The sequence below is a fragment of the Vagococcus martis genome, from assembly GCF_002026305.1.
GTDB lineage: Bacteria > Bacillota > Bacilli > Lactobacillales > Vagococcaceae > Vagococcus > Vagococcus martis.
On record NZ_MVAB01000001.1, the window covers coordinates 508,072 to 534,044 of the forward strand.

Sequence of the window (25,973 nt, forward strand, 5' to 3'; positions counted from 1 at the left end):
ATATTTGATATATCATATAATATTGTGAAATTTTTATAATAAAAAAAGAATAGACACCTTTTTGAATACCTGTTCATTCATGTTACATAACTAACTCTATATAAAACAAATCACTTGATATTTAATGAGCATGAAGTTTCGTTAATACCCCTTTTTGTACTTTGTCATTCACAAGCATAATGTTATACATTGATTTTACTTTCTGTTATATTTTGCACATGTCACATATAGATGTATTTGTGATAAATCATACATATAAGGATGGATACAATGAAAGTTGTTGTTATAGGATGTACTCATGCAGGGACATCAGCAGTAAAAAGTATTTTAAAAGAATCACCAGAAGCCGAAGTGATTGTCTATGAAAGAAACGATAATGTGTCGTTCCTATCATGTGGAATCGCACTCTACGTTGGTGGCGTTGTCAAAAATGCGCAAGACTTATTCTACTCAAATCCTGAGGAGCTAGCTTCTCTAGGTGCTACAGTAAACATGGAGCATAATGTGACATCCATCGATACTGAACTTAAACAAGTGACAGCTGTCAACTTGAAAACAAATGAAACAAGCATTACGTCATATGATAAATTAGTGATGACAACAGGATCATGGCCTATTGTCCCTCCTATTCCAGGAATTAAAGCCAATAATATTTTATTATGTAAAAATTATAATCAAGCAAATAAAATCATCGACTCTGCTAAAGATGCCAAAAAAATCGTTGTTGTGGGTGGTGGATATATAGGTATTGAACTAGTTGAAGCGTTTGTCGAATCAGGTAAAGACGTCACCTTGATAGATGGCCTGGATCGTATTTTAAATAAATATTTAGATAAACCTTTTACAGATAAACTAGAACAAGAATTACTTAGTCAAGGGGTCACACTGGCATTAGGAGAAAATGTTGCACGCTTTGAGTCTGATGAGCAATCTAATGTGAAAAAAGTACATACGGCTTCTAAATCTTTTGAAGCAGACATGGTGATTCTGTGTGTTGGATTTAAACCTTCGACAGAATTATTAGGTGACAAAGTTGAAAAACTACCTAATGGTGCGATTAAAGTGAACGAGTATATGCAAACAAGTCAGCCTGATATTTTTGCTGCAGGTGATAGTGCAATTGTTCACTATAACCCAACACAGTCAGATAACTATATTCCTTTAGCAACAAACGCTGTCAGACAAGGTTTATTAGTTGGAAAAAACATTGAAAAACCAACCCTAGCTTATCGTGGAACTCAAGGAACATCAGGTTTGTATTTATTTGGTTGGAAAATTGGGTCTACTGGTTTAACCATAGAAAATGCATTGGCTCAAGGGATTAATGCTGATATGGCATATTTAGAAGATAACTACCGTCCAGAATTCATGCCTACAACAGAAAAAGTTATGATGCAACTGGTATTTGACAAGGATACAAAACGCATATTAGGCGGTCAATTAATGTCTAAATATGATATCACTCAGTCAGCTAACACATTGTCTTTAGCCGTTCAAAATGAGATGACAGTTGAAGATTTAGCATTATCAGACTTCTTCTTCCAACCTCATTTTGATCGTCCGTGGAACTATTTAAATTTATTAGCCCAAGCAGCTATGAACTAGTTTCTACTATTATATAGAGTAAAAAATCCTTAAAGCCGTTTAATCGACTTTAAGGATTTTTTTATATTTCATCTGTAAAAGAAATGCGATCATGAACTTTCATGAAATTAGGTCTTGAAAAAAATAAATCATCATATACGGCTACTTTTTCACTTGCTTCTAACATCAAGATAGCAATTTTATTTGTAAATACTTCTATTTCCTTAATATCAAAAGGTGTATAAGATAATATGAATTCTTTTTCTAGATGAGACAATCGAGATTTTTCACCTTCATAGTTTCGCCAATCGTCATCTATATTTGGCTCAGTACCTTTTGATAAGTACCACATTGATACCAGATGTTGTTTAATAGACAAAACAATTGACTCGATATGATTACTTTCATTTCTTCTCCATGCACGATATAAATTAAAATAATCTGCATAGTATTGATTTAATATATGATCAAAGACTTCTTGCGTCACAACATATTGCATACCCTTTGATAAATTATGTAACTCGGTCAAAGTCCCATCATCTTTAATAATCTCAATATGTTTATATAAAATACTAGGCTCTAACATTTCTAATGTGTATACCATCAAATCAAGTTTGATAAATGTTGCATAATGAATAATCGAATGATTATAATCAAATAATTCGATAAATAAATAATCGCCAATTGATCGAATGATCTCACGTTGCTTCTGTTCTATTTGAATACCTGGTTTTAGAATGATACGTGCATTAATATCAGAATAAAAGTCTTCCGTCTTATCGCCAATTGAACCACTAAAATAGGCACCAATAATATCATTATCTTCCTTTACTAATCTCGCAAATCTATTTTGTAATTTATCTCTTTCAACGGGTAAATTTGAATCCACTAACATACTAACCTATCCCCCTTCAATATCTACTATATACAGTATATTCAAAAATAACTGGTTTTACAAAAGATTTTATAAATAAATCAACAATTTTATCATTTTTTCACTTATTCGATGGTTTTATAAAAAGACAACAATGTAACAAAACAAATTAACTTAGTAACATCTGTAATAATTATCAGTTTATTATAATAACTTATAATGAAAAACAATTAATAATTTCACTCAAAAATTATCATATTACATTGTTTTTATTACATAATAAAAAATATTTTAGTCATTATATGTTAAATAAGTAGTAAAAACACTGTTTTATAGTTCGTTACATATTATGAACAAATAAATATTTCTATATGTCAAAAATTGTAATATTAAACTATATTTTGTTACCAAATTTCACTCATTCTTTCACCTAAGAAATATGATTCGATGGTAAAGTATATCTTGTCGTTGGATATCAACGAAGTAAATTAAAACAATTTTAAAAGGAGATTTTTAAATTTATGAAATCACTAAAAACATTAATATTTGGTAGCACATTTGCATTAGGACTATTATTCAGTACAACTGTACTTGCTGACTCTGTATACACTGTAAAAGCTGGAGACACTCTTTCTTCTATCTCAGTTGAATTCTTTGGCTCAAACAACAACATCGAACAAATCGCTAAAGACAATAATATTAAAAATATGCATATGATCTTCCCAGGTCAAGAATTAACCATTAAAACAGATGGAAAAACAACAACACCTGTGGAAACATCAGCTGTTACTTCTGAACCTGTACAAGAAGAAAACACTTATGTTGCACCACAACAAGAAACTCAAGCAGCTGTGTCTTCAGCTCCTGCTACAACTTCTAGTGCAAAAGAATGGATTGCTCAAAGAGAATCAGGTGGTGACTATAATGCAACTAATGGACACCATATCGGACGTTACCAATTAGACCCAAGTTATTTAAATGGTGACTACTCTCCAGCAAACCAAGAACGTGTTGCAGATCAATATGTTGCTGGTCGTTATGGTTCATGGGAAAACGCTCAAGCATTTTGGATGAATAACGGTTGGTACTAAAAAAAACCTCATTTGAGGTTTTTTTTATTGTTTTGGTTTAAATCTTTTTAAACGAAGAGCATTCAATAAAACAGAAACGGAACTAAAACTCATCGCAGCTCCTGCAATTATAGGATTAAGTAGTGGTCCACCAAATAAATGTAATACACCCATTGCTACAGGAATACCTAATATATTGTATCCAAATGCCCAGAAAAGATTTTCTTTAATATTTCTCATTGTCGCATCAGATAGCTCTATTGCTGTTGCGACACTTTTTAAATCATCATTCATTAGCACAACATCGGCAGATTCAATCGCCACATCTGTTCCATTACCAATTGCTAACCCGATGTCTGCTTGAGCTAAAGCTGGTGCATCATTAATCCCATCACCAACCATGCCAACTTTCTTACCTTGTTTTTGCAATCGTGCCACTTGATTTGCTTTATCTTCTGGCAATACCTCACTGACAACTGTATCAATACCTACTTGACTAGCGATGGCTTTGGCTGTCAACTCATTATCTCCCGTCAACATGACCACTTGTTTTCCTAATTTTTTTAATGTCGTAATAGCTTTAATGCTACTTGGTTTAATCGGATCAGCTACTGCAATAATCCCAACTACTTTTTGTTTAGTTGCCACATACATCGGTGTTTTACCTTCTTGTGCTAATCTATTTACTGCTTCTTTTTTGTCATCTAAATTGATTTTTTGCTCAGTCATTAAGCGTTTATTTCCAATGTAGTACGAAATACTATCAACAGAAACAGTAATTCCTTGACCCGGTATCGCTACGAAATCAGAAATTGATAATAAATCAATTGTCATCTCTTTTGCTTTTTCAACAATAGCTTGTCCTAACGGGTGTTCAGAATGAACTTCTGCTGAAGCAGTTAACTGGAGAATATCAGTTTCTCTTAACTCATCAAATACTAAAACATCTGTTACAACAGGTTTGCCTTCTGTAATGGTTCCAGTTTTATCAAATACTATGGTATCGAGTTGATGAGCAGTTTCTAGTGCTTCACCACTTTTTATCAAAATACCATTTTCAGCACCCTTACCTGTTCCAACCATGATAGCTGTTGGTGTTGCGAGACCTAACGCACATGGACAGGCAATAACTAAAACAGAAATGGTAATCGTCAACGCAAAAATCCATGATTCTTGTCCTAAAAAATACCATAATAAGCCAGATACAATCGCTAAGACAATAACAATCGGAACAAATACTCCAGATACTTTATCTGCTAATTGCGCAATCGGTGCTTTAGATCCCTGTGCTTCTTCAACTAATTTGATTATTTGTGATAATGTTGTATCTTGCCCAACTTTAGTCGCTCTAAATTTAAAACTTCCTGTTTTATTTAAGCTAGCACTAACTACTTTATCTCCAACTCTTTTCTCAACGGGAATACTCTCACCAGTAATCATTGATTCATCCACCGCACTATTTCCTGAAATAACGTCGCCATCAACAGGGATTTTTTCACCCGGACGCACGATTAATACATCCCCTAAGACCACTTCTTCAACTGGAATACTAACTTCTACATCATCACGAATTACAGATGCTGTTTTTGGTGCGAGATTTATTAGAGTTTTAATCGCCTCAGATGTTTTCCCTTTTGACACAGCTTCAAAATATTTTCCAAGTGTAATTAAAGTCAGAATAGTTGCGGCTGATTCATAATACAGATTCATTGCAAAGCTACTATCTCCTAAAATCACTTGAATTGTCCCATAGATACTATAAAGTGTTGCAGCACTTGTTCCAAGAGCAACAAGAGAATCCATATTAGGATGTCTTTTGACTAACGCTTTAAAACCAACCGTAAAAAATGGCCATCCTATTGCGATAACGGGAATGGTTAAAACTAATTGGGTCAACGCAAATGCTACTGGTGAATGCATCGGATCAATCACTGTTGGTAAAGGTAGACCAACCATATGCCCCATTGAGATATAAAGTAGTGGCACAGTGAAAATTGCGGAAGAAATAAATCTCTTCCACATAACTTTTATGTGTTTTTCTTTATTATCTTCTTTTGTGTCTGTACTGACTTTCTCTACTTCTCTATCAATTGCTGAGTATCCAGCATCAGATACAACGTTAATAATATCTTCTTTTGATGTAACGGCTGGATTAAATAAAAGCGTCATACTTTCTATTGCTAAATTAACAGATACTTCTTTGACTCCATCCATCTTACTGACAGCTTTTTCAACTGCACTTGAACAGGATGCACAACTCATTCCTTCAATATCAAATGTCGCCGACACGTATTGTTCAACAACATCATACCCTGCATCCTTCACTGCTTTAGCGATATCTTCTTCTTTTAGAGTCTCTGTATCATAAGTTACATCTAATTTTTCAGTAGCCAAATTAACACTGGCTTTTTTTACACCTGAGAGTTTTGATACAACTTTTTCTACTGTACTCGAACAAGATGCACAACTCATTCCTTCTACTGGTAAAATAATTCTTTTTTCCATTTGTATACACCTCACTTATGACAATTACACTGACCAACGACACAATTACATGATACTTTTTTTGGCGCATTTCTTTTTTTTATCGTTAACAAATCAACTAAATTATCAATATCTTGTTCTGATAATTCTTGTTCTTCTATTAATTGATAAAGCATTCGGCCTTTTTTCTTTTGACAAATTTTGTCTAAATCTTGCTCTAATAAAGTATTGACTGCTACTTCTTCATTCACTAATGCTTCATAAATAAATTGCTTGCCATTTTTTTGAGTGGTTAAATACTCTTTATCGACAAGTCTTGCCAATAATGTTTTGACTGTCGATATACTCCATTCCATCGTATCTCCTAATACACCTAAAACAAATCGACTAGTGACTGAATCATTTGCCCAAACAACTTTCATTATTTCCCACTCTGCTTGAGTAATGGAAACATGTTTCTCTTTGGTTACCATGAATTCACTCCCTTAATTATTTTATAAGTACACTATAAACCCATCGTCTACAATTGTCAACGATAAAGAAATAAAAAAAGAAATAGCTACTAACTATTCCTTTAATCACTTTTCTTCGTATTTAGATTTTAACACGTCTAAATTAATTTTCACAATCACCGTGGTTCCTTCACCCAACTCACTAACAAGTTTCACACGGCCACCTAAAATAGTAGCATAGTGTTGCACTAGAGATAACCCTAAACCAGAGCCACCGCTATTACGTTGTCTTGAATGACTAACACGATAAAATCTTTCAAAAATGCGTTTTTGATCTTTTTCAGAAATACCTATTCCTGTGTCTTCAACTTTTAAAATTAATTCATTATTCGTTTGTGTTAAATAAACAAATATTTTACTATTATCCTCAGAATACTCAATCGCATTTTCTAATAAATTCTTGATAATAATTTGAAATGAATCATTTGGTATAACTAAATCATCTGAAACATTACCATCAAAAATCACTGTGATATTTTTATCATAGGCTTTGAATCGGTAACGATCTATTTCATCTTCTACAACAAGTTTAGGATGAACGACAAATGAGTCCATAATATAAATATCTTTTTCTGTTTTCAACAACATCATAATGGTTTGAATTAAACTCATTAATCGCTGCGCTTCACGTTCAATGATTGTTAAAAACTCTTTGCTTGCTTCAGGATCATCTTTAGCACCAGCTAGCAGTGTTTCAGAAAAACCAATGATAGATGTCGTTGGTGTTTTTAATTCATGAGAAATATTACTAATAAAATCTTCATGGACCCGCTCAACTTGTCTTACTTCCGTGACATCATAAATAATTCCAACGTACTCATTATTTTCGATCGATAATTGTCGAATAACTATCCTTAAGTCTTGTGTCAGTGGTTTTTCAATACGAATTTCTCCTTGAACGGGCTCTCCAGTTTCATATGCTTGTAGAATCAATTCATTCAAGGTCGGTTCATTAAACCATTTATCATATGGAGAAATGGTCCATTTTTTATGAAACATCTCTTCAATCACTCGATTAGCAAGAGTCAATTCTAAACTGTCATTTAAAATAAAAATACCGATGTCTAAGTTTTCAAATAAAAAATGTAGTGTCTCTTCATTTTTTAACTGCTTATAATACAGTAAATTCGTTTCTTCCATTAATTCATACACCGTTTGATAGAGTTCACGCCATTCTCCTGGCGCGTCTATAACCTTTTGTTTTTTCTCTGGATTCTGAATCGCTTGCCTTAAAATGGGTAGCATAAATTGAATTGGTTTGTTCGTTTGACGACGAATGTAATACCCCATAATAAGAATGGCAACAAACAACAGAATCATAATAGAAATAACAATTCGTTGGAAATTTTCAACATATTGAGAAATCCCCTGATATGTTTCAGATAATCTCACAATTCCGATTAATTTATTATCCTTCTCAATTCGTCTAGATACATAAATTAATTTTTCATTAACTGTATCACTATTTCGAATAGCAACAGCTTCCGATTTCCCTTCTTCGAGTAATTCTTTTATTTCTGGACGATTCTTTCTTGTTGTTTTTACCAAATTATTTTTTGAAGAATCATACAAAATATCGCCATGCTCATCCATAATCGTTAATCGTTCATGCTTTCCAACACTTTTTTCTAATCTCACTTCATCGATAATTATCCTTGTACCATCTGATATGAATGGTTCTAGCATTTGTATTTCTCTAGATAATTGCTTAGTTTGTTGCTCAATCACGTCCTTTTTAAAAAAGTAGGTGGTATAATAACCACCTACTAAAACGAGTATAATTGTTACAACGATAATCCAAACTGGCTTAATCACTTTTTGTAATTGTTTCATTATTCTGGCTCCTGGAATTTATACCCAAATCCTCTCACTGTCTTAATATATTTAGGACTTTTCGCATCATCCTCTATTTTTTCTCGTAAGTGACTAACATGAATATCAACTGTTCTTGATAGATGATACATATCGTCTTTCCAAATGGATAACATCAACTCGTCTCTGCCAATAATTCGATTTTGACGTTCCATAAAATAGATCAACAATTCAAACTCTTTTTTAGTCAGATTAACTTCAATATTTCGTTTTAAGACTTTATAATCTCTCGGATAAGCGATTAATTCTCCTATAATTAGTTGATTATTATCAAGACTAGATGTTTCTAGATCATCAGACTTATTTTCTAAACGCCTTTCTACAGCACGGAGTCTGGCAATCAACTCTCTTGGACTAAACGGCTTTGTTATATAGTCATCTGCACCTATTTCAAGTCCAATAATCTTATCGATTGTTTCATCTTTTGCCGTTAACATAATAATCGGTGTACTTATTTTTTCTTTTCGTAATTTTTTTGTCACATCAAATCCATTAATTTTAGGTAACATCAGATCTAATATAATAAAACTATACTTATTTGACATGGCATAATCTATTGCTGCTTCACCATCGTGAACAACATCAACTTCAAAGTTTTCTTTTTCTAAATTATACTTTAATAGTGTTGTAATTGATTGTTCATCATCAACTACTAAAATTCGTTTCATTCCTTGTATACGTCCCTTCCTTATCCTATTTAATTTGTTCCATTATACCATAAGTTAATATAAATAGAGGGAATTAGGAGGATACGGAAGGAAGATGACTCATAATTCAGTTATTTAATATTTCCATCCAAATCACGTTCTACCTTCATATCTGATATAGCAATATAACCTAATTCATTAACCACATTTTTTTGTACATCTTCTGATTTCATGTAATCAAGGAAAGCTAATACATCTTTACTTGCATCTTTTTGTGTATACATATGCTCATAAGCCCAAATTTTCCATGAATTGTCTAAAACTTTTTCATCTTTAGGTTCAACGTCATCAATTGAAAGTCCTAAAATACTGTCATCAATATAAGAAAACGCTAAATAGCTAATCGCTCCTGGTGTTTCAGAAACGATTTTTCTAACTGTACCTGAAGAGTCTTGTTCTTGTCCCTTAGCTGCTTCAGCGCCACCAATCCCCCACTTTTCAAAAGTTGCACGAGTACCACTTCCAGCTGCACGATTGATTAATTCAATCTTTTGATCTTTTCCACCAACTTCTTTCCAATTAGTCACTTTACCAGTAAAGATATCTTTTAATTGTTCTGATGTAATATTTTTAACACCGACGTCTTTATTAACCACTGGTGCAACACCAACTACTGCAATTTTGTGATCTTCAATTTTAGAAGCATCGATTCCATCTTTTTCTTCTGCATAGACATCTGAGTTACCAATGTCTACCGCACCTGTTGATACTTGAGTTAAGCCAGTACCACTGCCCCCACCTTGAACAGTGATTGTATAATTTGGATTATCAGTCATATAGATTTCAGCTACTTTTTCTACTAATGGTTGTAAAGCTGTTGATCCAACTGATGTAATGTCAACTTTTTTTGATGAGGATGATTTATCAGAACTATTTCCAGATGAACTGCTATCAGCGTTATTCCCACTGCCGCATCCCACTAATGTAAATAAAGCCCCTACTGTAATGACTGATAATAATTTTTTCTTCATTTTTTCAAAACTCCTTAAAAGTTATTTGTTTGTATTATTTGTACAAACAGAGTGTAACAATCTTTTGTAAAGTTTATAGTCTTGAAATTGTAAAATAAAGGTAAACTAATTGAAAATGACTAAAAATTTCAATTTTCTTTAAAAGAACGTAAAGTTTATAACAATATTTACGTCAATCTAAACAATTATGACAAAAAAAAAGAAAGCAATTTTACTTGCTCTCTTTTTTTGAAGCTTTTAATTTTAACTCAGGTTCTAAATCACTTTCAACAGCTTCTTTAGTGATAATGACTTTCTCAACATCTTCACGAGTTGGAATTTCATACATAATACCCATCATCACATGCTCAATGATTGAACGAAGCCCACGAGCTCCAGTATCACGTTCAATTGCCTGATTTGCAATTGCTTCTAACGCCCCTGGTGTAAATTCTAATTCAACATCATCTAATGATAATAATTTTTTATATTGTTTTACTAATGCGTTTTTAGGTTCAGTTAAAATTCTAACTAAATCTTCACGTGTTAATTTTTCAAGAGATGCTGTGACAGGTAATCGACCAATAAATTCAGGAATCAAACCAAATTTTAGTAAATCTTCTGGAATGATTTGTGACATAATACTTTTTTCTTCATCTCGTTTGTTTTTATTAGTTGAACCAAAGCCAATCACTTTCTCACCTAAGCGTTCTTTTACAATCGTTTCGATGCCATCAAATGCTCCACCAACGATAAATAAAATTTCAGACGTATCAATCTGAATTAATTCTTGTTGAGGATGTTTACGTCCTCCTTGAGGTGGTACACTAGCAACGGTTCCTTCTAATATTTTAAGTAAAGCTTGCTGTACCCCTTCACCAGAAACATCACGTGTAATGGATACATTTTCACTTTTTCTTGCAATTTTATCAATCTCATCAATGTAGATAATTCCGCGTTGTGCTTTTTCAACATTAAAGTCAGCTGCTTGCAATAGTTTTAAAAGAATGTTTTCAACATCTTCCCCAACATATCCAGCTTCAGTTAAACTAGTTGCATCTGCAATAGCAAATGGTACATTTAAGGTTTTAGCAAGCGTTTGTGCTAAAAATGTTTTCCCAGATCCAGTTGGTCCAATCAAACAAATATTACTTTTTTGAAGTTCTACTTCATCAACTTCTTCATTATCTTCATCGATTGCCATTTGTTGCACTCGCTTGTAGTGGTTGTATACAGCAACTGATAGTACAATTTTTGCTCTTTCTTGGCCCACAACATACTCATTTAACACATCTAATATTTCTTTTGGTTTTAAAACATTGATTAAATCAGAGACTATCTCATCTTGCATCTCTTCATCAATAATTTCTTTACATAAGTCAATACACTCGTTACATATATATACTCCAGGTCCTGCGACTAATTTTTTCACTTCATCTTGAGATTTTCCGCAAAACGAACAGCGTACTTCGTTATTTTCACCTGTATTGTCGTACATGTTTTCCCTCCTAATTGAAAAAAGACCTCATCTAAGGTCTATTTAACCAAAAGTCTCATCATCTTGTTTATAATAACATACTCTACTAGACAATGCATTAAAAAAGAAAAAACAAAGACAAGGCACATACACCTTGTCTTTTGGGTCTTTCCTAAGCTTCTTCTTTTACTGTTTTGATGATAGCATCAACAGCACGTTTCATCTTAATATCATGAGTTAACATTTCATCTGATAAAGCATTTCTTACAGCTGAAGCTTCCATGTTGTATTGAGATGCTAAATCATCAATCTCAGCTTGAATATCTTCGTCAGTTACGTCAAATTTTTCAGCTTCAACGATTGCTTCAATCACTAAGTTAGTTTTAACACGTGTTTCAGCTTCACCTTCAAATTGTTTATGCAAGTCTGCTTCAGTTGTTCCACTGATTTGGTAATATAATTCAGGTGAAATTCCTTGGTTTTGCATGTTTGATAAGAATTCATTCATACCACGGTGAACTTCATCATGAACCATCACTTCTGGTAATTCAACGATTTCAGCATTTTCAACTGCTTGAGAAATTGCAGCTTCTTCGATTGCTGCTTCAGCTGCAGCTTCTTTAGATGCCACTAATTCAGCTTTGATTTTTTCTTTTAATTCTGCTAATGTTTCAACTTCGTCATCAACATCTTTAGCAAATTCATCATCTAATTCTGGCAATTCTTTTGCTTTTACTTCATGAACTGTTACTTTGAATACAGCTTCTTGTCCAGCTAAATCTTCAGCTTGGTATTCTTCTGGGAAAGTGACGTTAACTTCCACGTCATCTCCAGCTTTAGTTCCAACTAATTGTTCTTCAAAACCTGGAATGAATGAGTTAGATCCTAATTCTAATGAATAGTTCTCACCTTTTCCACCTTCAAATGCTACATCATCTTTGAATCCTTCAAAGTCAATAACCACTGTGTCGCCATTTTCAGCAGCAGCTTCTTTAATCACTAATTCTGCTTGTGATTGTTGTTTTTGAGCTAAGTTTTCTTCAACTTCTTCATCAGTTACTGAACGGTCTTGTTTAGGAACTGTTAAGTTTTTATAGTCACCTAATTTAACTTCAGGTTTCACAACAACTTCTGCTGTGATAACCCATGGTTGACCTTTTTCCATTGATTCAACATTGATTTTTGGTTGAGCAACTGGCTCAATTCCAGCTTCTTCAATTGCTGCTTCATAAAGTTCAGGTAAAACAAAGTTTAATGCATCTTCATAAAGTGCTTCTTCACCATACATTTGGTTAAACATTTGGCGAGGTACTTTCCCTTTACGGAATCCTGGCACGTTTAAATCTTTCTTCACACGATCAAACGCTGCTTTTAACCCTTTTTCAATATGTTCTGTAGAAACCTCAAACGTTAAAACGCCATCGTTTGTTCCTTTTTTTTCCCATTTTGTAGACATATAATGTACCTCCAAGTTATCTATTCGTTAATAGTTTTTACACTATTTCATACCATACAATCTTACACTAAAGACCTTTAATTGTAAACATTTTTCACTAACAACTCACTATTTTGTCATCGTATTCATCATGATAGTATCTAAGTGTTGAATGCTAGATAGAATATTCATAGCTCGTTCTTCTACTCTGTTATCTAACGATAAATCAAAACCGAAATAGATTAAATAAGCTTGTATCCAATCATCTACGTTGACAATACACCGTTCTAAACATGGATACATCATACCTAAGTGAGCTTTTAAAACACCCAATACCATTTGCTCTTGGCTCGGATAGTTATCTTCCATATAGTGAGATAACTTTTGATACAAAGGATGCGTCAAAATTGTAGTCATCAACCTATCCGTATCATCTAGATTAACCGTCACTAACTGATTAAATACCGTAAGTACTTCGACTGTTGATTTCTCTTTTAATTGAACAAGTTCATCAATAAACTGATTCCTAATAAAAATAGAAACCTGGTCATCACACAAAATACGTTTAGTGACTATTTCGATAAAATCTACTTTTGTTAAGTAATCAAATTCTTTTGCCAACTTAATTTGTTGAACCATCTCTTCATTAACCAAGTTTTGACAACGAGAAATATGATGTCGATACTCGTTATTATCCACCATTGTCCAATAGTCTTGTGTTTTAGCTAGTGTGTCTTTAAATGCTTCTTTTAATTGATGACTCGCATCTAGTTGAACGAACCATTTTTCAACCTGCAAAAATAAGCGTTTCTTTAACAAACTATCCAAATAGATTGGTTGAAGCCTTTCGTGGTTTCGATAGTCTTGTTCAAACTCTTTGGCATAATCTAATGCTTCATCAATCTGACCTAGTTTTAATGATATTTTTACAAGATAAGTATTTACTTCTAGTGTTAACTCTTCTTGATAATACTCTTTAAAACACTCTAAAGATTTTAAATAGTCCTGTTGGTCATAATATTTTTTTCCTAAATACAAAAGACGTTCGAATTCGTTAGGAAATTCAATTGTATCACCCATCTTATCTAACCTCCTTTTTTATTCTAAATAATCATAAAAAAAAAGTGCAACACATACGTGCACACTTTTTAATCGTTAGTCTTGTAATAATTCAAAAATTTCTAAAGTGACTAAATCAATGTCATCAAATTGATAGACTTCTTGAGAACCTGCTTCTGTTAATTCAAACATCTCACTATTCCCATCAAACGTCACGATGCATCGCTCTTGTCCTTCTCTTTCAAACCGACGAACTTGTACCTCATTGTCGCTAGATTCCACCATTGCATTCAATCGTTTAATAATTGCTGCTAACTGTGAACTTTTCATAGAGCTAGCCTCCTTCGCATTTCTTCTGTTTTATTGTAACAGAAACATACCTAACATGCATTGAAAAAATGCCTCATTTTATAACTTTTTTAAATATCCCACCAAAGTTTAATCAACGCTTGTGTTCCATCGTTTTCAAAACCTTGGTCAACCAATGCCTGATAAAGGTTTCTAGCTTCTTTTGTCGCAGGTAATTCAATTGACATTTTCTCAGCTTCTTCTAATGCAATATTTAAATCTTTTAAAAAGTGTTTCGCAAAAAATCCTGGCGTAAAATCTTCTTTTAAAATTCTTGGTGCATAGTTTGCTAAAGACCAGTTAGCTGCACTTCCCCCACCAACTGTATCCAATACTTTTTCTAGGTCTAATCCTGCTGCCTTAGCATAAACCAATAATTCTGTCATACCTGTCATAGTCCCTGCAATCATGATTTGGTTTGCCATTTTAGTATGTTGACCACTTCCAGCTTTACCTTGTAAATTTGCTTTACTACTGAAAACATTCAGTATCGACTCAACTTTGTCATAAACTTCTTTCTTACCACCAACCATAGTAGTTAGAGTACCGTTTTTAGCTCCTAAGTCCCCTCCTGATACTGGCGCATCCAAACTTTCAGCTCCAAGTTCCAACGCAGTTTCTTCAATTTTTTTAGCTAAAGATGGTGTACTAGTCGTCATATCTATTACAATTTTTCCATCTACTTTTCCTGAGAACACACCATTTTCTCCATAATAAATCTCTTCAACATCTTTTGGATAACCAACCATTGAAAAAATAACGTCACTTTTATCTGTCACGTCTTTTGGTGTATCTTGCCAGATAGCACCTTCTTTAACCAATTCATCTGTTTTTGATTTTGTACGATTGTATACGTTGACTGAACAGCCTGCTTTTAGTAAATGCTTAACGATTGATGCTCCCATGACACCTGTTCCGATAAATCCGATTGTTTCCATATCTTCACCCCATCTAATAAGTTTGTCTCTCTCCATTATAAGAAAACTAACGTATTTAATAAAGCCATATCGCTTGTTTTTTACGGAATATAAAAAAACATCCAAGTTGTCACTCGGATGTTTCTAGATTGGCACGTTTCTTAACTTTAGGTTGTCCATTCTGACGGAAGGTTAATGCTACCAATCCTAGAATAATTCCTAAATAATAGGTGACCCCTCGCCAAAGAAAAATAGCTAACACTAACTTACTTTGAGATAAGGTAAAGGTTCCAAATAATAAACTAAAACTATATTCAGCCCCACCAGTTCCTCCTGGGACAGGAAATAACGATATCAGCATAGTAATAAACGCATGAAGCACAACCACATGAAAAATACTCATTCCTTTAATACCTAAACCATATAAAATAAAATATGGAATAACATAATAAGACCCTAACTGTAACACAGTCAGTATGCTTACTTTTAACATTAATATAGGTTGCTCTCTCATATAACGACTTTCTTCATAAAATGTATCCATTTTTTCAATGGTTTTCTGATAGAGTGCATCAATTTTTTCACCCTTCGCAAACAGTTGAATACCTTTAAATATGATCTCTACTAATTTTCTAGTAAATGAATACCAATACATAATCATTAATAAACCAATCACAATCACAAAATGAATAATGAAACTTAATAAAATAAGTATCTTTAATTTTGATAAACTATTGGATAAAAAACCATAGCCACCTATCAAACATATTAAAAAATTAATTACGACCCAAACTTGATACACAACAAATTTCATTAAACTGACTGATGTTGCAACTCCTGTATCAACACCAAATTTAGCCATTGCTATAATTTGTGCTGGTTGTCCGCCGGTAGAAAAAGGGGTAATCGCATTGAATAAATGTTCAATCAATGGGATTCGATAGCTTGTTGAAAAGCTAAATGACGGATTGCTTCTTTTTAACAACACCTGCACTATTTTAGCTTCTATCCCCCAATAAACAAGGACACATAAGATAGAAACAACTATCCACCACCAATTTATACTAGAAAACTCTGCTGCCATATCTTTTAAGCTGACCTTTTTCATTTCGTTTCCAATTACTATTAGACCTAAAATGACCGCTAATATTAGGTACCACCTATTTTTTTTGGTCATAGAGTTCCTCCTATTACACTACTTTTTAAATAATTTTAATGAATAGATGCTACTATCTTCTTCATAACCTTGATGTCTTTCTTCAAAATATATAAGTGCTTTCTGATAAAAGTCTTCAACTTTTTTACCAAATGCCTCGCTTGAAATATCGTATAATTTATCTTTTAATACTTCTTGATCTGATACAATGTCTTCTCTTATATAATCAATTAGTGTATCAGCAAAATCGACATTATCGGCATAAGTGACACCTAAACTTTTATCATTAAATAAATCATCTAAATATTCATTTCCTTTTGCTACAACTTTTGTTTTCGCTGCCATAGCTTCTGTATAAGTCAATCCTTGAGTTTCAGAGTCTGAGGCACTGACAAAATAATCAGCAGCCTGATAAAATGGTGCAATATCTTTATTAGGAATCTCGCCTGCAAAAATGACATAATCTGTGAGTGATAACTCTTCCACTTGTTTTTCTAGTTTACTCTTAAATGGTCCATCACCAACAACTAAAAGTTTTACATATGGTAATTCTTCCACGACCTTGGATAAGCCACTTATAATAGTTTGAATATTTTTCTCATAAGATATACGGCTCACAGAAAGTAATAAACATTCGTCAGAATTTATCTGATACTGCTCTTTTACTTCGTTAATTAATTTTTCCTCTACTGGTTTAAATTGTGACACGTTTATTCCAGTCGGGATAACAGACATCGGACGTTCTATTCCATACTCTTTTAATTTAGTTACCACACGTTGACTAGGGCAAATAATACCTGACATATGATTAGTATATAATTTCGATAATTGCTTAACATGTACGGGTTTCAATACTTTCCCCTTCGCTATATAATGTAGATAATCTTCATACATAGTATGATATGTGTGAACGACAGGAATATTTAACGCTTTAGCTGTTTGTTTACCTAAGACTCCCACTCCAAATTCTGTATGCGTGTGAACAATATCTAAGTCGATTTCTTTAGCAATATGATAGGCATACAACATTCCCCTTATCACAACACGCCTATCTTTAAATGAAACAAACGGAATACTAGGCATTCGTATGATTCTTGATTCTACTTCTTTTGCATCGGGATCTGTTGTGGTGAAAATATACACGTCATGCCCTAATTTCTCAAGTTCATCTTTAAGTGTTTTTATTGAAGTCGATACTCCACTAACTTGAGGAAAATATGTATCCGTAAAAAAACCTATTTTCACTTATTTCTCCTCCTTAGCATTCTTTTTATAATAGTCATACCAGATTTTCGCAACATTTTCTTCACTATAATATAAAGCCGATTTTCTTGATTTCTGTTGATATTCTTCTAATATTTCTGGTTTTTTTCTTATCATTTCAATGGCATCGTTCATGTCATCAATATCTTGTGTTGAAATATATTGGTTATCAATAATGGCATGGTATAATTCTAAATCTCGTAACATGACAGGTGTACCACAATTAAAAGCTTCTAAAATACTCATTGGAAATAACTCGTTATAGGAAGGTAGTAAGAAAATATCAGCTAAATTATATAATCGCATAATTTCTTCTCTATCTACAATTCCAGTAAATAATAAGTTATCAGGCGGATTATCATATATTTTTTTATAGCGATCATATCCATCTGTTATTTTTCCAAAAGAAAAGCCTCCCGCCCAAATAAATTGAACATCTGGATTATCAATAGCTAATTGAACAAAATCATCAATTCCTTTTCTTTGTTGGATTTGACCTGTTCCTAAAATAACTAGACGATCCTCAGCTATCTTATATTTTTCTCGCCAAGATTTTTTTTCTTCAGGTGTTGCTTCATAAAATTTCTTGTTTGAAACAAAATTTGGAATATAAGTAATTCGCTCTTCTTTTAAACCAGCTGCTACTAACTTAGGAATAAATGTTGGATTAACAACAACTAATTGATCCATTTTCCCATAAAAGCTGATTAAATACCAATCAAATATTTTTTTAAATGGTGAGAAAAGATTTAAACTACCTTCCAATGTTTCTGGTAAAAAATGAACATACCCAATCGTTATTCCACGTTTCTTTTTATGAAAAGTAGACAGATAAAATTGTGGATCTACAGTATGATAGTGTGAAATATCTGCTTGACTATATTTATTAATTGAAATATCAAATTCAGTTGAAAAATGTTTATTGAGCATATTAACTAACTCGGTATAGGCACTACCAACTCCCTGTCCCTTCACTTTATCAGCTGATGAAAACATATTTATCCTTAACAAAAAATCCACTCCTAATATCTACTATAATACGTAAAATAATATCACAATGCATCATACTACAGACTCATTTTATATCGAAATTTATACATCTTTATACATCTTAACACGTAATAATAAAAAAAACTATAATTTACTGTTTAAAAACAGTAAATTATAGTTCTCAGATGACATTACTTAGTATATTCTTCAACTAAGGCAACAACTTCATCAGCAGTATCACATTCTGTGATCGCTTTTTCAGCTAATTCTGCCATTTTCTTAGAATCAAGACGACTCATTAAACTACGTGTACGTAAGATACTTGTTGCACTCATAGAAAATTCATCTAAACCTAATCCAACTAATAATGGTACAGCTGTTTGATCTCCAGCCATCTCACCACACATACCAGCCCATTTACCTTCAGCATGAGCTGAATCAATAACGTTTTTGATTAAACGTAAAATTGCAGGGTTATATGGTTGATATAAGTAAGACACGCGTTCGTTCATACGGTCTGCAGCCATTGTGTATTGAATCAAGTCATTTGTTCCAATACTGAAGAAGTCAACTTCTTTAGCGAAGCGATCAGCAATAACTGCTGCTGCTGGAATTTCAATCATGATACCAACTTGGATATCTTCCGAAACTTCAACACCTTCAGCAATTAATTTAGCTTTTTCTTCTTCAAGCAACGCTTTAGCTTCTCTAAATTCAGCTAATGTTGCGATCATTGGGAACATAATACGTAAGTTTCCATATACAGAAGCACGTAGCAATGCACGTAATTGTGTACGGAACATTTGATCTTCAGCTAAACAAATACGGATAGCACGGTATCCTAGGAATGGGTTCATCTCTTCAGGGAATTTCAAATAAGGTAGTTCTTTATCCCCACCAATATCCATCGTACGAACCACAACTGGTTTACCATTCATGCCTTCCAAGACAGCTTTATATGCTTCGAACTGTTCATCTTCAGTTGGAAAATCTGGTGAATCCATGTATAAGAACTCAGTACGGTATAAACCAACTGCTTCCCCGCCATGACTCAAGACACCATCTAAATCTTTAGGTGTTCCGATGTTTCCAGCTAATTCTAAATGTTTGCCATCAGCTGTCACTGTTTTAGCATGTTTTAATTTGTCCCATTCAGCTTTCAATTCATTGAATGCTTTTTCTTTTGCTTTAAAATCAGCAACCTGTGCTTCAGTTGGGTTAACGATAACGTCTCCTTCACTTCCGTCAACAGCTAAAACGTCACCTTCTACAACATGCTCAGTAATTTCTTTTGTTCCAACAACCGCTGGGATTTCTAAAGAACGAGCCATGATAGCAGAGTGAGATGTACGTCCACCAATATTAGTTACAAAAGCACGAACAAAATTACGATCTAATTGTGCTGTATCACTTGGAGTTAAATCTTCAGCAACAATAATGACTTCTTCGTCAATCATTGTTAAATCAGGTAATTTAACACCTAACAAATGACTCATAACACGTTTTGTTACGTCACGAATATCAGCAGCTCTTTCTTGCATGTAAGGGTTATCTTCCATAGCCTCAAACATTCCAATAAACATGTCTGTAACTTCTTTTAATGCTGATTCAGCATTAACTTTGTTATCTTTGATATTTCCTTCAATTGCACTGATTAATTCAGGGTCAGATAAAACCATTAAGTGAGCATCAAAAACTTGTGCTTCTTCTTCACCTAAAGTTTTCACCGCTTTGTCTCTGATTGCTTGCAAATCTTTAGTTGATTGACTAAGAGCATCTGAAAGACGTGCTGCTTCGGCTTCAACGTTTTCAACTGAACGTTTTTCAAATGATAAATCCGGCTCAACTAAAAGATATGCTTTAGCAACTGCGATACCATCACTAACTGCAATACCTTTCAATTGTTTAGTCATTATTCAGATAGCCCTTCTTTTTTCATTGTTTCTTCGATAGCTGCGATTGCGTCTGCTTCGTCAGCACCTTCAGCTGTAATTGTAACATCAGCACCTTGGCCAACACCTAAAGACATGACACCCATGATTGATTTTAAGTTTACAGATTTACCTTTATATTCTAAGTTAACATCTGAACTAAATTTGCTAGCTGTTTGCACCAATAAAGTTGCTGGTCTAGCGTGAATACCTGTATCTGCTACTACGTGAAATTCTTTTTTTTCCATAATTATCTTCTCCTTTGTCATGTGAAAAATTTTTATGATGGATTATTTATTTAAACAAAAATTGTCCTAAAAAAATAACCCTTTCAATGATAAAGAATACCATGTTTTTCTATTACTTACAACTTTTTTCCCATGTTCTCTATAGAACTTTAAAAAGCTTTTATAAACTTTTCATCTCCATTTCAGAAAATAATTCGAATTTAATTCATAATTATTTTGATATATTCCATTTTTTGTGTACTAAATCGCAATTTCAAACTTTATGTTAAAAAAACGTTTTTTGTTACAAGTGATTTTCAACGAATGTTACGACTTTTCAATCAATAAAAAGAGCATAATTTTTGCTTCTTATATTCAAAAATTATATAATAATCATAAGGTCAAAACAGGTCAAACTGTTTTGGTAAATCATTTGATTAGAGGAGGATTTGCCTATGATATGTAAAAACTGTAAAAAGAATGATGCGACAATTCACTTACACGCATCAGTTAATGGAGAGAAACAACAAATAGATTTATGCCAACAATGTTATCGTGACTTAAAATCTCAAGAAGATCAAATGAATCGAGAAAAATTTGCTCAAGATCCTTATGGTTTTGGTCAATTAAATGATTTTTTCAAACAGTTAGCCCAACAATCAATGAAACAACCACAACAACCAACTATGCAAGCTCAACAAGGTGGTGGTGGAAATTCTTCTATCCTTGTAGAATACGGGGAAAACCTAACACAACTTGCTCGTGATGGAAAAATTGATCCGGTCATCGGTCGAGATGCTGAAATAAAACGTGTAATCGAAATATTAAATAGACGAACTAAAAACAATCCAGTACTTATTGGTGAACCTGGTGTTGGTAAAACAGCCGTAGTTGAAGGTCTCGCTTTAAGTATTGTGACTGGAGACGTCCCGCAAAAATTAGAGAATAAAGAAGTCATTCGTCTTGATGTTGTGTCACTTGTTCAAGGAACAGGTGTTAGAGGCCAGTTTGAAGAACGTATGAAACAACTGATTACTGAACTAAAAGAACAAAAGAATGTCATTTTATTTATTGATGAAATCCATGAAATTGTTGGAGCAGGATCAGTCAACGATGGCTCCATGGATGCTGGTAATATCTTAAAACCAGCCTTAGCTCGTGGTGAATTACAATTAGTTGGAGCAACAACATTTAATGAATATCGTATCATCGAAAAAGATGCAGCACTTGAACGACGTTTACAACCTGTAAAAGTTGATGAACCTACCATTGAAGAAACCATTCATATATTAAAAGGTATTCAAGAAAAATATGAAAACTACCATCATGTAAAATATACAGATGAAGCCATCGAGGGGGCTGTACACTTATCTAGTCGTTTTATACAAGACAGACATTTACCTGATAAAGCGATCGACTTACTAGATGAAACAGGTTCTAAGAAAAATTTAACCATTCCTTCTATTGATCCAAAAGTTCTAAATTCTAGAATTGCACGAGCTGAAGCTAACAAACAAATTGCTTCAGAAGAAGAGGATTTTGAAAAAGCGGCTTATTACCGTGATCAAATCAAAAAATTGGAAGACTTGAAAATTCATCAAGTATCTGAAGACAGTATGCCTACTGTCACAATAAACGATATGGAAGAAACCGTGGAAATCATGACAGGAATTCCGGTTGGTAAATTAAAAGAAACAGAGCAACAACAAATGAAACATTTAGCAAGTGATTTGAAAAAACATGTCATTGGACAAGATGATGCCATTGATAAAGTATCACGTGCTATTAGACGAAATCGAATTGGTTTAGGAAATAAAAATCGTCCGATTGGTTCATTTCTTTTTGTTGGACCGACTGGTGTTGGTAAAACTGAGCTAGCAAAACAACTAGCGACAGAGTTGTTTGGGCATGAATCTAACATGGTTCGTTTTGATATGAGTGAATACATGGAAAAACATAGTGTGTCTAAATTAATTGGTTCGCCACCTGGTTATGTTGGTTACAATGAAGCAGGGCAATTAACTGAAAGAGTGAGAAGAAATCCCTATAGTTTAATTCTATTAGATGAAGTCGAAAAAGCCCACCCAGATGTTTTACATCTATTCCTTCAAATCCTTGAAGATGGACGACTTACAGATGCGAAAGGTAGAACTGTTAGTTTTAAAGATACTTTGATAATCATGACAAGCAATGCTGGAACTCAAAATGTTGAAGCAAGTGTTGGATTTGGTGCTATCAAAGAAGGGACGACTCAATCAGTTCTAAACCAGTTAACTCATTACTTTAAACCAGAATTTCTAAATCGATTTGATGGAATTATCGAATTTAAGCCATTGAGTAAAGAAAATCTGTTGTCTATTGTGTCATTAATGCTTGATGAAATAAACATAAAATTACAAGAACAAGGTATTCATATTAATACGACTGAAGAAACAAAAGAGAAATTAGTTGAACTTGGTTATGATGCAAGTATGGGTGCAAGACCTCTTAGACGTACGATTCAAGAATATATTGAAGATGGTATTGCTGATTGTTATTTAGATAACCCTTCTGCAAAAGTATTATCTGCCAACTTAGTTGATGATAAAATTACCATAACTGAAAAAATCAATAGCTAGTTTTTTAGGAGAAAATTCTTCCTATATATAGGAGGGTTTTCTCCTTAATTTTTCACCATTGTGGTATAATTGATTTATAAAGAACAGTACAACTAAAACGAGGTGAGAATAATGAAGTTGATTGACGTTACAAACAGCTATGCTACTTTGGTTTCTAAACAACTAGAAAACACAGATGCCCGGTTTGTCAGTGTCTATTCATTAGGTAAAACATTAGTGATTCACAGTACAGCGGATACACACATTGATGTTGTTTTAGTCAACAAAACTCGAGATATTAAAGATTTAGAGTTAAAAGCTGTTTTAGAGGAACTCCTTCACACTACAGTTGATAATCCTGAGTTAGAAATCATTCGTGCTCATGGTGTCATTGAAGTAGAAATTCCTGTTAAACAGAAAAAAACTAAACAAATAAGTTAAATAAAACCATTCCTATGCTTTAATTGTCGTTTGCACAGGAATGGTTTTATTTTTTTTTATTCTACTTTAAGTGTTTGACCATTAATGATAACAGAGTCAATATCACTTAATTCAGTGTAATCATACATCAAGGATACTTGGCTTTGACCATTTTCAGTGTAGATATTGCCCCCTCCATCTTTGGTTAAATCAATTATCTCCCCATCTTTTTTAACTAGTTTTACATCTAAAATCAACTCTTCCATTTTTTCTGGAGAAGAATCTTTTACATCAAAACTTAAAGATAAACCTGATAGATTTATATTAGATAATGCTAAGTTTTCTTTTTTAAGTGTGATATCTTTTAATGCTTTTCTTTCTATTTCTTTTGGTTCTTTCAATTTTATTGCCCAATTACCAGAAACAACTGTTTGAGTTTTTGCAGATTCTACTTTTAAATCATAATTTTGTAACTCTGATTCTTTGATATCAAAAACAAATTCCTCATAATCACTTCTTCCCGTTTCATCATTATGGGTTTCATTACTATAAGCTGAATAACTTGCGACAGATGGTATCACTTTTTTACTATCTTTTGACTGTAATTCTAAAAATAAATAACTAAACTCTGTCGTATTTGGATATTTTGCTAATACATGTAATAACCCATCTTTATATGCTATGTTTTCAACAAATACCTCTTCATTCGGAATTAACTGGATAGACAAATGATTGTTAGGTAAGTACTCAGAATTTAATTCTTCAAGAGTTTTATTTATTTTTTTCAATGCGTCTTCATCATATCCTCCCCCATAACCTTTCTCTCCATCATATTTTTTCCATTTAACATTTGTCGCCAAATCTTTTTTCCAATCAATTGATACAATATTTTCCATTTCTTTGGTATGAGAACCAAAACCTGTTAGTATAAACCCAGTATCTTTATGTTCTTCCCATGCTACTGAACTGACTAATAACGTTGCTGTCTTTGTTTTTTTATCATAGTTAATCACTTGTGTGTTCCCACCATTTAACATAGACCAATCACTAATACTTGTATCTTCTGATAATCTATCTCCTGTTAAATCTTGTAATTCCATTAAAACATATGTTGTGTTGCCATCTTTGAAGGTATTTTTAGCCGTTAGTTTTAATCCTTGATCTTCTACTGAATAATCCAATTTTTCTGCCTCTACTAATATCTTATCTGCTTCTGTACCAAAAGCTTTGGTATAAGCTGCTTTTATCGTATCTAGCTGCGTATAACCAACCATCAAACTAAGCACCGCCACTGCCCCAAGAATAGCTGCCCATTTTTTCTTTTTAGGTTTTAATGGTTTGATTTTCTCTGCTTCTTTATGGATATCTTCAAATACTGTTTGTTTTATTTTTTCTTTTGACTCATTTGGCATCTCTTGATTCATTTGCGCCAACAATTCATCTAATTGCTCATCTGTTAATTCTTCAAATGGTTCTTGTTGATATTTATTCATCCCAATTCTCCTCCTAATTCTTTAAACTGTTTTTGTAATTGTTTCTTACCTTGATACAATTTATTATCAATTAGTTTTGAGTCATAACCTGTCTTTTCTTGAATTTCTTTTGGTTTCATTTCATAGAAATAACGTTTAATAATAATTTCTCGCATGGGTTCTTCAAGTGTCATAACCGCTTGATAAAAAGCTTGCCAATCCATGTTACTTTCCTCTTTTGTTAATGTTGCTGTGATACTATCATCAAGCTCTACAGTCACATCTTTGGCTACTTGTTTCAGTTTATTTAATGCCATACTTCGTGTCATCATGCATAGATACGTCTTTAGTGTGCCTTTGCTTGGATCAAACCCCTTTGGATTTTTCCATAATCTAATAAACACATCACTGACCAACTCCTCAATATCTTGAATTCCCATGCCTTGCTGATGATTTAAATACTTTGAACCTACTGCCCACAATAGTTTCGTATAAGTATCCATTAGTTGACCTAATGCTTCTTCATCTTTATTAAGCAAGCTAGTCAAGTATTCTTCATCTGTCATATTATCCCTCCTCTATGTTTCTCACTTACAGTACAATGATTTTTTCGAAATTCCTTAAATAC

General features: G+C 33.1%; 22 protein-coding genes. 4 read left to right on the forward strand and 18 right to left on the reverse strand.

What is annotated here, in order from left to right; translation table 11 throughout:
* Positions 1-270 precede the first annotated feature (270 nt).
* Positions 271-1,605 (forward strand): FAD-dependent oxidoreductase, encoded by a 1,335-nt coding sequence (locus BW731_RS02505; protein ID WP_079345425.1) that lies wholly within the window; start codon positions 271-273, stop codon positions 1,603-1,605.
* A gap of 61 nt (positions 1,606-1,666) precedes the next feature.
* On the opposite strand, the gene BW731_RS02510 is transcribed toward BW731_RS02505, so the two are convergent.
* Positions 1,667-2,479 (reverse strand): hypothetical protein, encoded by an 813-nt coding sequence (locus BW731_RS02510; protein WP_079345427.1) that lies wholly within the window; start codon positions 2,477-2,479, stop codon positions 1,667-1,669.
* Positions 2,480-2,979: 500 nt separating this feature from the next.
* Here BW731_RS02510 and apf point away from each other — a divergent pair, with 500 nt between their 5' ends.
* Positions 2,980-3,549 (forward strand): aggregation-promoting factor, encoded by a 570-nt coding sequence (gene apf / locus BW731_RS02515; protein WP_079345429.1) that lies wholly within the window; start codon positions 2,980-2,982, stop codon positions 3,547-3,549.
* A gap of 24 nt (positions 3,550-3,573) precedes the next feature.
* Here the strand turns inward: apf and BW731_RS02520 are convergent, their stop codons facing one another.
* From BW731_RS02520 to BW731_RS02590, 15 genes are all read right to left on the reverse strand, one after another.
* Complete coding sequence (locus tag BW731_RS02520; protein WP_079345431.1) at positions 3,574-6,033, reverse strand: heavy metal translocating P-type ATPase; 2,460 nt, start codon at positions 6,031-6,033, stop codon at positions 3,574-3,576.
* A gap of 11 nt (positions 6,034-6,044) precedes the next feature.
* Complete coding sequence (locus tag BW731_RS02525; RefSeq protein WP_079345433.1) at positions 6,045-6,485, reverse strand: CopY/TcrY family copper transport repressor; 441 nt, start codon at positions 6,483-6,485, stop codon at positions 6,045-6,047.
* A gap of 105 nt (positions 6,486-6,590) precedes the next feature.
* Positions 6,591-8,357, reverse strand: coding sequence for a sensor histidine kinase (locus tag BW731_RS02530; RefSeq protein WP_079345435.1), 1,767 nt, complete (start codon positions 8,355-8,357; stop codon positions 6,591-6,593).
* On the reverse strand, positions 8,357-9,064 hold the full coding sequence (locus tag BW731_RS02535) for a response regulator transcription factor (protein ID WP_079345436.1): 708 nt from the start codon (positions 9,062-9,064) through the stop codon (positions 8,357-8,359). The genes BW731_RS02530 and BW731_RS02535 overlap by 1 nt, the downstream gene beginning before the upstream one ends.
* Positions 9,065-9,174: 110 nt before the next feature.
* Positions 9,175-10,074, reverse strand: a complete 900-nt coding sequence (locus BW731_RS02540) for a phosphate ABC transporter substrate-binding protein PstS family protein (RefSeq protein WP_079345438.1) — start codon at positions 10,072-10,074, stop codon at positions 9,175-9,177.
* A 211-nt stretch (positions 10,075-10,285) separates the two neighbouring features.
* The gene (gene clpX, locus BW731_RS02545) at positions 10,286-11,551 is read right to left on the reverse strand and encodes an ATP-dependent Clp protease ATP-binding subunit ClpX (protein ID WP_071456483.1); all 1,266 of its coding nucleotides are present in this window, start codon (positions 11,549-11,551) and stop codon (positions 10,286-10,288) included.
* A 151-nt stretch (positions 11,552-11,702) separates the two neighbouring features.
* The gene (gene tig, locus BW731_RS02550) at positions 11,703-12,986 is read right to left on the reverse strand and encodes a trigger factor (RefSeq protein ID WP_079345440.1); all 1,284 of its coding nucleotides are present in this window, start codon (positions 12,984-12,986) and stop codon (positions 11,703-11,705) included.
* Positions 12,987-13,094: 108 nt separating this feature from the next.
* Complete coding sequence (locus tag BW731_RS02555; RefSeq protein WP_079345442.1) at positions 13,095-14,045, reverse strand: tetratricopeptide repeat protein; 951 nt, start codon at positions 14,043-14,045, stop codon at positions 13,095-13,097.
* Between the two features lie 75 nt (positions 14,046-14,120).
* Positions 14,121-14,354, reverse strand: coding sequence for a YkuJ family protein (locus BW731_RS02560; RefSeq protein ID WP_071456480.1), 234 nt, complete (start codon positions 14,352-14,354; stop codon positions 14,121-14,123).
* An 89-nt stretch (positions 14,355-14,443) separates the two neighbouring features.
* The gene (locus tag BW731_RS02565; protein ID WP_079345444.1) at positions 14,444-15,310 is read right to left on the reverse strand and encodes an NAD(P)-dependent oxidoreductase; all 867 of its coding nucleotides are present in this window, start codon (positions 15,308-15,310) and stop codon (positions 14,444-14,446) included.
* 109 nt (positions 15,311-15,419) lie between these two features.
* Positions 15,420-16,466: a lysylphosphatidylglycerol synthase transmembrane domain-containing protein gene (locus tag BW731_RS02570; protein WP_079345446.1), complete on the reverse strand. Its 1,047-nt coding sequence runs from the start codon at positions 16,464-16,466 to the stop codon at positions 15,420-15,422.
* 18 nt (positions 16,467-16,484) lie between these two features.
* Positions 16,485-17,690, reverse strand: coding sequence for a glycosyltransferase family 4 protein (locus BW731_RS02575; protein ID WP_079345448.1), 1,206 nt, complete (start codon positions 17,688-17,690; stop codon positions 16,485-16,487).
* The gene (locus BW731_RS02580) at positions 17,691-18,719 is read right to left on the reverse strand and encodes a glycosyltransferase family 4 protein (RefSeq protein WP_079345450.1); all 1,029 of its coding nucleotides are present in this window, start codon (positions 18,717-18,719) and stop codon (positions 17,691-17,693) included.
* Positions 18,720-18,889: 170 nt separating this feature from the next.
* Positions 18,890-20,611 (reverse strand): phosphoenolpyruvate--protein phosphotransferase, encoded by a 1,722-nt coding sequence (gene ptsP / locus BW731_RS02585; protein WP_079345452.1) that lies wholly within the window; start codon positions 20,609-20,611, stop codon positions 18,890-18,892.
* A complete protein-coding gene (locus BW731_RS02590; protein ID WP_071456474.1) occupies positions 20,611-20,877 on the reverse strand; it encodes a phosphocarrier protein HPr in 267 nt (88 codons plus the stop codon). The genes ptsP and BW731_RS02590 overlap by 1 nt, the downstream gene beginning before the upstream one ends.
* Positions 20,878-21,311: 434 nt before the next feature.
* Here BW731_RS02590 and BW731_RS02595 point away from each other — a divergent pair, with 434 nt between their 5' ends.
* Together BW731_RS02595 and BW731_RS02600 are read left to right on the forward strand one after the other, a co-directional pair.
* Complete coding sequence (locus tag BW731_RS02595; RefSeq protein ID WP_079345454.1) at positions 21,312-23,474, forward strand: ATP-dependent Clp protease ATP-binding subunit; 2,163 nt, start codon at positions 21,312-21,314, stop codon at positions 23,472-23,474.
* Between the two features lie 111 nt (positions 23,475-23,585).
* Positions 23,586-23,894, forward strand: a complete 309-nt coding sequence (locus BW731_RS02600) for a DUF1827 family protein (RefSeq protein ID WP_079345456.1) — start codon at positions 23,586-23,588, stop codon at positions 23,892-23,894.
* A gap of 56 nt (positions 23,895-23,950) precedes the next feature.
* On the opposite strand, the gene BW731_RS02605 is transcribed toward BW731_RS02600, so the two are convergent.
* A complete protein-coding gene (locus BW731_RS02605; RefSeq protein WP_079345458.1) occupies positions 23,951-25,366 on the reverse strand; it encodes a DUF4179 domain-containing protein in 1,416 nt (471 codons plus the stop codon).
* Positions 25,363-25,911, reverse strand: coding sequence for an RNA polymerase sigma factor (locus BW731_RS02610; RefSeq protein ID WP_079345460.1), 549 nt, complete (start codon positions 25,909-25,911; stop codon positions 25,363-25,365). The genes BW731_RS02605 and BW731_RS02610 overlap by 4 nt, the downstream gene beginning before the upstream one ends.
* Positions 25,912-25,973: the final 62 nt, after the last annotated feature.

What these genes read in the sequence shown, in the direction of transcription:
- BW731_RS02505 (WP_079345425.1), top strand. Translation starts at nt 271, where the DNA reads ATGAAAGTTGTTGTTATAGGATGTACTCATGCAGGGACATCAGCAGTA.
- BW731_RS02510 (WP_079345427.1), bottom strand. Translation starts at nt 2,479, where the DNA reads ATGTTAGTGGATTCAAATTTACCCGTTGAAAGAGATAAATTACAAAAT.
- apf (WP_079345429.1), top strand. Translation starts at nt 2,980, where the DNA reads ATGAAATCACTAAAAACATTAATATTTGGTAGCACATTTGCATTAGGA.
- BW731_RS02520 (WP_079345431.1), bottom strand. Translation starts at nt 6,033, where the DNA reads ATGGAAAAAAGAATTATTTTACCAGTAGAAGGAATGAGTTGTGCATCT.
- BW731_RS02525 (WP_079345433.1), bottom strand. Translation starts at nt 6,485, where the DNA reads ATGGTAACCAAAGAGAAACATGTTTCCATTACTCAAGCAGAGTGGGAA.
- BW731_RS02530 (WP_079345435.1), bottom strand. Translation starts at nt 8,357, where the DNA reads ATGAAACAATTACAAAAAGTGATTAAGCCAGTTTGGATTATCGTTGTA.
- BW731_RS02535 (WP_079345436.1), bottom strand. Translation starts at nt 9,064, where the DNA reads ATGAAACGAATTTTAGTAGTTGATGATGAACAATCAATTACAACACTA.
- BW731_RS02540 (WP_079345438.1), bottom strand. Translation starts at nt 10,074, where the DNA reads ATGAAGAAAAAATTATTATCAGTCATTACAGTAGGGGCTTTATTTACA.
- clpX (WP_071456483.1), bottom strand. Translation starts at nt 11,551, where the DNA reads ATGTACGACAATACAGGTGAAAATAACGAAGTACGCTGTTCGTTTTGC.
- tig (WP_079345440.1), bottom strand. Translation starts at nt 12,986, where the DNA reads ATGTCTACAAAATGGGAAAAAAAAGGAACAAACGATGGCGTTTTAACG.
- BW731_RS02555 (WP_079345442.1), bottom strand. Translation starts at nt 14,045, where the DNA reads ATGGGTGATACAATTGAATTTCCTAACGAATTCGAACGTCTTTTGTAT.
- BW731_RS02560 (WP_071456480.1), bottom strand. Translation starts at nt 14,354, where the DNA reads ATGAAAAGTTCACAGTTAGCAGCAATTATTAAACGATTGAATGCAATG.
- BW731_RS02565 (WP_079345444.1), bottom strand. Translation starts at nt 15,310, where the DNA reads ATGGAAACAATCGGATTTATCGGAACAGGTGTCATGGGAGCATCAATC.
- BW731_RS02570 (WP_079345446.1), bottom strand. Translation starts at nt 16,466, where the DNA reads ATGACCAAAAAAAATAGGTGGTACCTAATATTAGCGGTCATTTTAGGT.
- ptsP (WP_079345452.1), bottom strand. Translation starts at nt 20,611, where the DNA reads ATGACTAAACAATTGAAAGGTATTGCAGTTAGTGATGGTATCGCAGTT.
- BW731_RS02590 (WP_071456474.1), bottom strand. Translation starts at nt 20,877, where the DNA reads ATGGAAAAAAAAGAATTTCACGTAGTAGCAGATACAGGTATTCACGCT.
- BW731_RS02595 (WP_079345454.1), top strand. Translation starts at nt 21,312, where the DNA reads ATGATATGTAAAAACTGTAAAAAGAATGATGCGACAATTCACTTACAC.
- BW731_RS02600 (WP_079345456.1), top strand. Translation starts at nt 23,586, where the DNA reads ATGAAGTTGATTGACGTTACAAACAGCTATGCTACTTTGGTTTCTAAA.
- BW731_RS02605 (WP_079345458.1), bottom strand. Translation starts at nt 25,366, where the DNA reads ATGAATAAATATCAACAAGAACCATTTGAAGAATTAACAGATGAGCAA.
- BW731_RS02610 (WP_079345460.1), bottom strand. Translation starts at nt 25,911, where the DNA reads ATGACAGATGAAGAATACTTGACTAGCTTGCTTAATAAAGATGAAGAA.